Below are 9,868 nucleotides of genomic sequence, written 5' to 3'. Positions count from 1 at the left end.
AGCGGGGAACCTTTCGCCGGTTTTCTCAGTCCAATAGTGCATGAGCACTCTCCACCTCGAACCAGTCCGCGCCCGCCTGCTCGCGACCGAGCTTCTCGACGCCGCCGCCCGCCCACCGCTGACCCCCGTCACCGCCACCGGCCCGGGCCGCTTCGCGGCGTCGCTTATCGACGCCCTCCACCACCTCGACTCCCAGACCCGCCGGGTCCATGATCGCGCCCGTGTGCTCGGGGAACGTTCGCACCGCGTCATCGACGCCGCTGACCTGCATGACCGCACCCTCGCGGCCGAGTTGCGGAGTCTGTCATGAGGGAGATCGTGCAGGCGATCCAGCACATCGTTGATCTCAGCCCACCGGAGATCACGCGGATACCGTTGGCGCCACTGCCGGATTTCGGGGCCGCGGTACCCCTGGCGGAGATGATCGCCCACGGCTCCCCCGGCGGGGCCACGCTGGTTCAGGTCGCCGGGCATCTCAGTGCCGATCGGGACCTGGTCGCCCGCATCACCGACCGGGCGGCCGCCCAGGTGGAAGCCACCCGTGCGGAACTAGTGCATCTCACCCAAGGAGTACTGCAGCAGGCAGCGGGAGTGCTGCCGATGTTCCTCTCCCCCGTGCCCGGCGCGCAGGTCGCCGCGTTCCACAAGCTGCAGAACCTGGCGCTGACCTTCGTGCAGGAGGCGGGCGCCCGGGTCACCGACCTGCAGCACGTTCTCGATCCGCTGGCGGACGATCTCGACCGGGTCACCGCCACCCACCATGCGGCGGCTCTCCCGGAGGCCGCGGCGCCCACCCCGTCGTTTGCCGCCACCTCCGCGGACATCGCGGGCCCGGATAATGCGGCAGGCGAGGCTGCCGTCGCGGCGGCGAAAACTGCCCTGGGCACCCCGTATCTGTGGGGAGGCACGACGCCCGGCGGCTTCGACTGCAGCGGCTTGACCCAGTGGGCGTACCGCCAGGCCGGGGTGGAGCTGCCGCGGCTGGCGCAGGAACAGGACGTCGGTGTGCAGGTGAGCGCGGATCAGCTCCGGCCGGGCGATCTGGCGGTGTGGGACGGTCATGTCGCGATGTACGCGGGCGACGGCCAGCTCATCGAGGCCGGCGACCCGGTGTCCCTCAATCCGGTGCGCACCTCCAACATGGGCATGGCCTTCAAGGGCTTCTGGCGGCCGACGGGGTAGGTCTCCGGTAGAATTCCGCCCCATGACCTCCCGTGCGATCATTCCCGTGACACTGTCTCTGACCGAGGGCGATTTCTACACCCTGTGGGCGCCGACCTGGAAGGAGCACGGCTCCGAGTGGCAGGCCTTCCTCGGGGATGACGCCGGGCTGTTCCTCTTCACCTCCCCGGCGCAGATGTACGCCTTCCTGCAGTCCGGCAAGCGCCACGATCTCAGCTCGCACCCGAAGTGGGGGGCGTTCGCGTCCCAGCCGGCGGATCAGATTGTCCCGGAGAAGAAGGAGACCTTCGACATCATCGGTGCGCCCGCGGTGTTGGCGGGTCGCCCCTCGTACGAGAACGTCAGCACCCTGGGCCGCATCTTCCAGGTGACTCGCTCGCTGGCTGAGGTCACGGGTGCCGATGACGCCGTTCTCTTCTTCGCCTCCCATTCCGTGCTGGGCAACGTCCAGCGCGGCGCCGACCACTACGCCGGCGAGCACGGCATGGGCGAGTGGTCCGCCGTGGGCCGGGCGGTGCTGAGCAACTGGGGCAAGGTCGTCGAGTCCCTGGACAAGCAGGTGCGCGTCATCGACGTCGACGAGTCCGCGACCGCGCAGGCGCAGCAGCTCATCGACGACGCCCGCGTCCGTACCGCCGAAGCCCGGGCAGCCGCCGAAGCCGCCGCCCAGGAGGCGGAGGAGCAGTCCGATCCCTATGACTCCTCCGTGTGGGGCCTGGCCGGCATCGATCCGGTGAAGATCACGGTCGACGGCAAGTCCGTCTACACCCTGCGCACCTACGTCGACGGCGCACCGGTGTTCCTCGGCCGTCACGGAGAGATCTTCACGTTCCCCACCACCCGTCAGCTCGCGCGCTGGCTGGTGGAAAACGACGAGCACGACCTGGCGGGCCTGGCCACCTGGGAGACCGTCATGACCCATGCCAACGCCGGTGAGCTCGACGTCACCGTGCACCCCGACAACCAGTACTCCCTGCAGGGACTGGTCGCGGACATCGGCTCGGGCCCGGAGGCCGTCGACACCGCCCAGATGAGCCGTGGCTACGAGCTGTTCGCCGACGCCGCCGACTGGGCCGCCGACGATTCCCTCAACTCCTACCTGCTGGCCAACCCGCGCACGCAGGATTACCTGTCCTACATGCTCGGATCCACCAAGACCCCGGGGTATGTGCCGTCCAAGCCCTACTCCGATCACGCGAACGCGTGGAAGGAGCTGGAGCAGATGCTGGTCCGGCGTTTCTCCAAGTTCTAGGTTGCTTATCGACGCCCCGTGGCCCTCGTTTTTACGATCGTCGTAATAACGAGGGCCACCAGGCGTCTTAGGCCCGGCGTTGCAGACCTAAGGGCCTGCCGGTCCTTCGCAAAAACGAGCGTCGTCTTTACGACTGCTCCCCGCCGAACTCATCCAGCCCGGCCTGCAGGTCCTGTGACTCGTAGGCCGGCAGGATGACGCGCTCGAGCAGGTCCTGGCGTTCCACCTCGGTGAGAAACGCCCCGCGCACCGCGTTGACGGTCAGGTCGAAGAACTCCTCGAGACCGTATCCGAAGATCTGCTCGAGGCGTTCGTATTCGGCGCTCACCGAGCCCGCCACCTCCAGCTGCGCGGTGTTGACGGTGCAGGTGAAACCGAGCTGCTGCAGCAGCGTCAGAGGATGCTCGGAGAATTCGTCGACCACGCCGAGCGAGACCTCCAGCGAGGGAGCGCATTCGATCACCAGGTGGCGGTCACGCACCCAGCCGGAGATGCGCCCGGGCAGCACGCCCTCGAAGCCGTCGGTGTCGATGTGGAAATCGTCGATAAGCGCCACCGCGTGCCCCAGCCGCACCGCCCCGGCCTGCACTGCCGCGCCGATCTCGTCGAGGCCGCCGTGCAGTCCGGCATGGATGGTGAACGGCACATAGTTCTCCCGCAGCAGGCGGAAGGCGTCGGCGTACTCGTCCAGACGGGTCATGTCACCGGCCAGATCGAACCCGACGACCGTCCGGCCGTGGTTGGCCACGACCAGCTCGGCGACGGCCATGACGTCCTGTCCGGGGTGGGCGGTGGGGATGAGGCGGGCGTCGATAAGCGGGTTGTCCAGTCCGGCGACGGCGCAGTCGATGACCTCCTGCAGCGTCAACCCACCGTCGGTGTGCAGGTGCGGGGAGATGCGGAGTTCGACGTAGGCGACGCGGTCCTCCGCGAGACGCTGGAGGTGGTCTGTGACCTGGGCGCTCAGCTCGGCTGGGGTCTGGGCGGGCGGGCCCGCGAGGTGGTCGTGGAGGAGGACCTTGGGAAGCTGGGAAATGTCGCTCATGGGGACCATCCTAACGGCGGCCTACGATGGCATTCGTCATGAAGATGCTCGCCACCCTCACGCTCATCGCCGCGCTCTCGGCGCCGCCCGCCCTCACGCCGGAGCCCTCCGAACCGGAGATCACCACCCGCGAGCACGCGCCCGACACCGACGACTGCCCCCACGCACTCCTCCCGCCGGAACCGCAGACGACCTCGGAGGTCGCACAGCCCGGCGCCACACCCACTCCCCTGCCGGTGGTGGTGGACGGGCCGTGCGGGGTGACCGCCCCGCGGGGTTTCGAGGTCCCCGAGGAGGTCCACGCCAGTGCGTGGCTGGTCGCCGACATGGACTCGGGCGAGGTCATCGCGGCCAAGGATCCGCACGGTCGGTACCGCCCGGCGAGCATCATCAAGGTGCTGCTCGCGATGGTGGTCCTCGACCGGCTCGACCCCGCCGCGGAGGTGGTGGTCAGCCGCGAATCCGCCGGGCAGATCGGCTCCGCGGTGGGCATCGGCGAGGGCGGGACCTACACGGTCGACCAGCTGCTGCACGGGCTCATGCTGGCCTCCGGCAACGACGCCGCCCACGCCCTCGCGCAGGAACTCGGTGGGGATACCTCCACTCTGGCCCAGATCAACGCGCTCGCCCGGGACCTGGGCACCACCGACACCGTGGCCGCCAGCTACTCCGGCCTCGACGCCCCCGGTATGTCCACCTCCGCCTTCGACATGGGTCTGATCTACCGGGCGGCGTATGCGCACCCGCGCCTCAACGAGATCATGAACACCGACCACGTCCCGTTCCCCGGTTTCGACGACCTGCCCGGGTTCGAGGTCTGGAACGACAACGGCCTGCTCATGAACGACGAGCACGGCCTCGGCGGCAAGACCGGCTACACCGACGACGCCAACCACACCTTCGTCGGCGCCAAGGAACGGGACGGGCGCCGACTGTTCACGATCATCCTCGACACCACCACCGAGAAGGCACGGCCCTGGGAGCAGGCACAGATGCTTCTCGACGCCGCCTTCCGCACCACCCCCGGCGACGGCGTCGGCCTGCTCGAGCCGGTGGCCACCGAGGAACCCGCCCCCACCCCGGAGCCGGAGGAGGAACCGGTGGAGGTCCCGGGTGTCCACGACGCCGAGGATCCCCGATTCTGGGAGGAACCGGGGATCATCGCGGTGGTGGCGGTGGCGCTGCTGGCGCTGGTGGCGTCGGTGCTCAGCGTCCGGACTTCCGGGCGACCTCGGCGCCGGCCCAGCGGTCGTGGGCTCCGATGAAGCCGTTCTCCTCCTTGATGGAGATACCGATGACGATCATGCCGATGAAGCTGATGAGGGAACCGATGCCCGGCACGATGTTGATCAGGCGCCACCACTGGCGCTTGGCCGACTGCCCCCAGGTGAGCTTGTCGCCGGTCTCCCGGTCGCGGACCTCGTAACCGAAGGCGTGCTTGGTCGGGGAGGCGCCGGTGAGCACCTCGAAGCCGAGAAACCACGCCGCACCGAGCAGGGCGGTGAGCATCGCACCGAAGGCGGCGTCGGTGTCGATGCCGATGAGCAGCACGCTGGTCACCAGGGAGAACATGAGGCCGTCGATAAAGAGCATGCCCAGGCGCTTCATCGCTGACGGCCGGTCGACATAAGCTCCCGCCACGGCACCATAGCCCTGCAAGCCCTGTACCGCCGGGGACGGCCCCACGTAGGAGGAGGGATAGTCGAAGGGGTTATGCGTCGCGCCCGGCTGCGGTGCCTCGGGGCTGTAGGTCGGGTATCCGTAGGCGTCCGGCCCCGGCTGTGGCTGGTATCCGGGCTGTGGCCCCGGCCGCATGCTCGCGTCGGGGAACGTCCCGAAGTTGCCCAGGTACTCCAGGTCCTCCCAGCTCAGGCGCAACGAGGCGGTGAGGGCATCGTCATAGGTCGCGCGCCGGGACTGGTCGGCGAGCACCGCGAAGGCGGTCTGCAGTTGGCGGCGCCGCGGGTCCGTGTCGTCGATAAGCTGTTGATCGAGTTCCAGATCACGGGCCGCGATCTCGCGTCCCAGTTCCTCGCAGGTGGCGGAACGGTCCAGGCCGTGAATCTCGTAGAGGTTGGGCATGGGAGAGGTCATGACGGTCACCTTATCCTGTTGTCGCTGGGTGTGTGACCTCCAGGCTAAAGGCAGACAGGGCCCCACCACATCGGGTGAAGCCCTGAATTCCGGCCCTGAATTTAGCGGCGGCGCAGCAGTGCGATGGCGCCGGCGCCGACGGCAGCGGCCGCCGCTCCCAGGCCCGCCGCGGTTCCCGCGCCGGGGCCACGGTTGACCTCCTGGCGCACGCGGATGATCGCCGGCTCCGGAGTCGGCATCTGGGCCATAGCCAGCGACTCATCGGAGGTGGCCGCGAAGGCGGACACGTAGAGCACCAGGCGCCACACCAGGTAGAGCAGGACCATGAGACCGATGATCGGACCGAAGGTGGCACCCGCCGGGTTGGACAGGGCGTTGGAGGCGAACAGCGAACCGAGCTGCTTGACCACCTCGAAGGCGACGGCACCGAGGGCGGCGGCCTGCAGTCCGGAGCGCTTGGGCACCTTGGTGCGCGGCAGGTAGAACACCAGCCACGCCATGACGAGGAAGTTGGCCAGGACACCGACGACGATGGAGACGAGGAACGTGACGAAGCGGATGCCCGGCACGTCACCGAGGCCGAAGAAGTCGAGGACGTACTGGGTCAGACCGGAGTTGAAGATGGCGGTGACGGCGAAGGCCAGCAGCAGCGCCAGCAGCAGGCCGATGAGGCCGAGCAGGTCGGAGATCTTGTTCTTGAAGAAGTTGCCCACCGCGGTCGGATCGACCTTCCACATCTTGGACACGCCGTAGCGCAGGTTGTTCATCCACCCCAGGCCCGACCACAGGGCGGTCAACGCACCGATGCCGGCGACGGTGCCGCGCTGTTCGATGGCGGTCTCGAGGATGTCGTTGAGCAGCGCACCCATTTCACCGTCGACGGAGCCGGTGATCTGTTCCTGCAGTTCGGCCAGGGATTCCGGGCGGGCGGCGAGGAAGGTGGCGATGCCGGCGACCACCAGCATGAGGATCGGGAACATCGCCAGCACCGAGAAGTAGGTGATGCCGGCGGAGTACTGGTTGCCACCCATGGAGGAGTAGCGGTCCTGCATGCGCAGGGCGCGGTCCACTACCGCGGAGTTGTCCCGCACCTTGTCGACGGCGCCCGGCTCATCGTCCCGGGCCCGTTCAATACCGAACTCGTCGGTGTACCGCTGATCGGAATGTGTGCTCGTAGCCACGGGCGCTCCTCGAAGACGTCTCGGTCAGTCACTGCTGTTGATATCACTTCAACGTTAAGGAAAATCGGGGCGGCGCGCACCTTGCGGCGCCCTCCGGGGCTGAACCGTTACCTGCCTACCGCAGCGGCCGCAGGAACCCGACCTTGTCGTAGACGTCCTGTACGAGCGGCTCCGCCACCTCGCGGGCCCGCTCCGCACCGGCGGCGAGGATGCGCTCGAGCTCACCGCGGTCGGACATGAGTTCGTCGAAACGCGCGCGCAGCGGGGTGGTGAACGCCTCGAGCGCATCCGCGGTGTCGACCTTGAGCGCGCCGTAACCGGCACCCTCGTAGCCGGCGACCAGGTCCTCGACGGGGGTGCCCGTCAGCGCCGACTGGATGACCAGGAGGTTGGACACTCCCGGCTTGTTCTCCTTGTCGTAGGCGATGACACCGTCGTTGTCGGTGACGGCGGAGCGGATGCGCTTGGCGGAGGTCTTCGGGGCGTCGAGAAGATTGACACAGCCCTTGGGGTTCTCGCCGGACTTGGACATCTTCGCGGTCGGGTTCTGCAGATCCTGGATCTTGGCGGAGCCCTGCGGGATGAAGCTCTCGGGCACGACGAAGGTCTCGCCGAAACGGGAGTTGAAGCGCTCGGCCAGGGTGCGGGTGAGCTCGAGGTGCTGGCGCTGGTCCTCACCGACGGGCACGAGCTGCGGGCTGTAGAGCAGGATGTCGGCGGCCATGAGCACGGGGTAGGTGAACAGTCCGACGGTGGCGCGGTCCGCGCCCTGCTTGGCGGACTTGTCCTTGAACTGCGTCATGCGCGAGGCTTCGCCGAAGCCGGTGAGGCAGCCGAGGACCCAGGTCAGTTCGGCGTGCTGCGGGACGTGCGACTGCACGAAGAGGGTGGACTTGTCGGGATCGATGCCCAGAGCGATGAGCTGGGCGGCACCGGCGATGGTGCGCTGGCGCAGTTCCTCCGGGTCCTGCTCGACGGTGATGGCGTGCAGGTCGGGGATGAAGTAGAACGCGTCGTAGTTCTGCTGCAGATCGATCCACTGCTTGAGCGCACCGAGGTAGTTGCCCAGGTGGTAGGAGTCCGCGGTCGGCTGGATGCCGGAGAGGACACGCTGGCGGTGGTCGGTCGACGGGTTCTGCTCGTTCATGGGTGTTGAGTCTAGCCCGCCACGCCGAAGGCGGCGTCGATCACCTGCTTATCGACGCCGCCTTGCACCCCGCGGGAGCTGGTTAGAGCTTGCGGGAGGTGGGGCTGTACTTGTCCAGACCGATCGCGATGGCGACGATGATCAGGGCGCCACCGGCACCCATGAGGAGTGCGGCGACGATCGCCATCACGGCGTGTCCGAGGGCGGCGGCCCAGAACCAGCCGGCGATGAGGAGGGCGGCACCGAGGACCAGGTAAATGAGAGCGCGCATGTGAGTTCCACTTCTCTTGGGGGGTTCGTTAGTCGTGCAACACTGTAGCACCCGGGGTTAGGCCCGGGGGCGCGACTGCGCATCCGGATTCTCACCACTGTCCGGGTCATCCTCCGGCAGGACCCACCGCTGCTTCTTCTCACCCTTGGGACGCTTCTTCCCCAGCAGGGAGTAGCGCGAGGTGTCGAAGCCCATGCTGTTGCGTGAGCGGCGGAGGCTGCGGCGGGTGGACTGGTAGTGCAGGGAGGCGCGGGGGTTCTTCGCCGGCCCGTCGGCCTGGTACTCGAACACCGGCAGGGCCAGTCCGAAGTACATGGCGACCACGCGGATGGCGAAGGCCGCGACGAGCGTGATGACGATGGTCCAGTTCTCCCCCACCCCCATTTCCAGCAGGCCCATGTAGATGCACGTGGCCATGATGGAGATGGTGGCGTAGAGCTCCTTGGAGAACACCAGCGGCACGCGGTCGCTCATGAGATCGCGGAGGATACCGCCGGAGACACCGTTGAGGACGGCCGCCACGCAGGCGATGACGAAGCCGTGCCCGTTCTCCAGTGCCACCTGGGTGCCGATGACGGAGAAGGTGGCCAGACCCACGGCGTCGGCCAGCAGGAACACCTTCCGGAAGTAGTGCATGAGGAAGCCGAGCGACACCGTCACCAGCGCGGTGACGACGACGATGATGAGGTAGACCGGATCCTCCACCCACGTCAGGGGGTAGGTGTCCAGCACCATATCGCGGATCGTGCCGCCACCCAGGGCCGTCAGCGCGGCGAGCGCGACGACCCCGAAGAGGTCCATCTTCTGCTTGCCGGCCGCCAGCGCGGCGGTGATCGCCTCGGCGGTGATGCCGATGACGAAGGTGATGACGAGCAGCTGCGCGGTATCGACAGCGTCCATGGGCGTCCTAGGATTCGGAGGAGTAGGTCACATTCAGCGGGGAATGATCGGACCAGCGGGTCTCCACGGAGGGTGCGCGGTCGACCCAGCTGCGCTCGGCTCGCGCGAGCATGCTCCGCGTGGCCGCCTGGTAGTCGATGCGCCAGCCGGCGTTGTTGTTGAACGCCTGACCGCGGTAGGTCCACCAGGTGTAGGGCCCCTCCCCCTCCGGCTGAAGGCGACGGGCCACGTCGAACCACCTCGGTTCGGTGGCTGCCCCTCGGATCGTACGCCCCGGGTAGTCCACCACCCCGAAGTACTCCCCCAGTCCGGGCTTGTCCTGCGGGTCCTCCTCGGGGAAAGCGCCGAAGACGGAATCCATGAACGCCCTCTCATCAGGCAGGAAGCCGGACTTCTTCTGGTTGGTCTTCCAGTTCTTCAGGTCCTCCCGGCGGTGGCAGATGTTCCAGTCACCACCGATGACCATGTCCGGGTGCTCTTCTGCCAGGCCCTCCAGGTAGGGGCCGAACTCGTCGAGGAAGGTGTACTTCTCATCCTGCTTGGCCGAGCCCGCGGAACCGGAGGGCAGGTAGAGGGAGGCGACCCGCACACCCTCATAGGTGCCCTCGATCCAGCGACCGGAATCGAGGAAGGAACCGAGACCGACGCGGACGTCGATAAGCGGGGAGCGGGAGAGAATGCCCACCCCCGCCCGGCCGCGGGCGGCGGCCGGTGCACCGACGTAGTGCCACCCGGCGTCGAGCGCCGGCTGGAGGGCCGCGACGGACTCCTCGACGGTGGCGCGTACCTCCTGGAG

At 67.7% G+C, this 9,868-nt stretch carries 11 protein-coding genes; 4 read left to right on the top strand and 7 right to left on the bottom strand.

All coding sequences use genetic code 11. The features are described 5' to 3' along the window. The first annotated feature begins 40 nt into the window (after positions 1-40). The 3 genes from Q4F73_RS09550 to Q4F73_RS09540 are packed head-to-tail and all read left to right on the top strand — an operon-like array spanning position 41 to position 2,434. A complete protein-coding gene (locus Q4F73_RS09550; RefSeq protein WP_303359117.1) occupies positions 41-310 on the top strand; it encodes a hypothetical protein in 270 nt (89 codons plus the stop codon). Continuing rightward, positions 307-1,182, top strand: coding sequence for a C40 family peptidase (locus Q4F73_RS09545; protein ID WP_303359116.1), 876 nt, complete (start codon positions 307-309; stop codon positions 1,180-1,182). Before Q4F73_RS09550 ends, Q4F73_RS09545 begins: the two co-directional genes overlap by 4 nt. 22 nt (positions 1,183-1,204) lie before the next feature. Then, positions 1,205-2,434 (top strand): hypothetical protein, encoded by a 1,230-nt coding sequence (locus Q4F73_RS09540; RefSeq protein WP_303359115.1) that lies wholly within the window; start codon positions 1,205-1,207, stop codon positions 2,432-2,434. Between the two features lie 127 nt (positions 2,435-2,561). Here the strand turns inward: Q4F73_RS09540 and Q4F73_RS09535 are convergent, their stop codons facing one another. Further along, entirely contained in the window at positions 2,562-3,479 is a 918-nt protein-coding gene (locus tag Q4F73_RS09535; protein WP_303359114.1) for an adenosine deaminase family protein, read from the bottom strand. A gap of 38 nt (positions 3,480-3,517) precedes the next feature. Here Q4F73_RS09535 and Q4F73_RS09530 point away from each other — a divergent pair, with 38 nt between their 5' ends. Continuing rightward, a complete protein-coding gene (locus tag Q4F73_RS09530; RefSeq protein ID WP_303359113.1) occupies positions 3,518-4,744 on the top strand; it encodes a D-alanyl-D-alanine carboxypeptidase family protein in 1,227 nt (408 codons plus the stop codon). Here Q4F73_RS09530 and Q4F73_RS09525 read toward each other — a convergent pair. The 6 genes from Q4F73_RS09525 to Q4F73_RS09500 form a co-directional block, all read right to left on the bottom strand. Then, positions 4,686-5,573, bottom strand: coding sequence for an RDD family protein (locus Q4F73_RS09525; protein ID WP_303359112.1), 888 nt, complete (start codon positions 5,571-5,573; stop codon positions 4,686-4,688). The genes Q4F73_RS09530 and Q4F73_RS09525 overlap by 59 nt on opposite strands. 101 nt (positions 5,574-5,674) lie before the next feature. Then, positions 5,675-6,754, bottom strand: coding sequence for a YhjD/YihY/BrkB family envelope integrity protein (locus tag Q4F73_RS09520; RefSeq protein ID WP_303359111.1), 1,080 nt, complete (start codon positions 6,752-6,754; stop codon positions 5,675-5,677). 115 nt (positions 6,755-6,869) lie between these two features. Further along, entirely contained in the window at positions 6,870-7,901 is a 1,032-nt protein-coding gene (gene trpS / locus Q4F73_RS09515) for a tryptophan--tRNA ligase (RefSeq protein WP_303359110.1), read from the bottom strand. A gap of 82 nt (positions 7,902-7,983) precedes the next feature. Beyond that, positions 7,984-8,172 (bottom strand): hypothetical protein, encoded by a 189-nt coding sequence (locus Q4F73_RS09510; protein WP_303359109.1) that lies wholly within the window; start codon positions 8,170-8,172, stop codon positions 7,984-7,986. Between the two features lie 57 nt (positions 8,173-8,229). Next, entirely contained in the window at positions 8,230-9,072 is an 843-nt protein-coding gene (locus Q4F73_RS09505) for a trimeric intracellular cation channel family protein (RefSeq protein ID WP_303359108.1), read from the bottom strand. A gap of 7 nt (positions 9,073-9,079) precedes the next feature. Further along, positions 9,080-9,868: endonuclease/exonuclease/phosphatase family protein (locus tag Q4F73_RS09500; protein WP_303359107.1), on the bottom strand; the 789-nt coding region annotated here is incomplete at its 5' end.

It is taken from the genome of Corynebacterium sp., from assembly GCF_030535495.1.
Lineage (GTDB): Bacteria > Actinomycetota > Actinomycetes > Mycobacteriales > Mycobacteriaceae > Corynebacterium.
The sequence above is the reverse complement of the archived record's forward strand: the minus strand, read 5'-3'. Positions and strand labels throughout refer to the sequence as shown.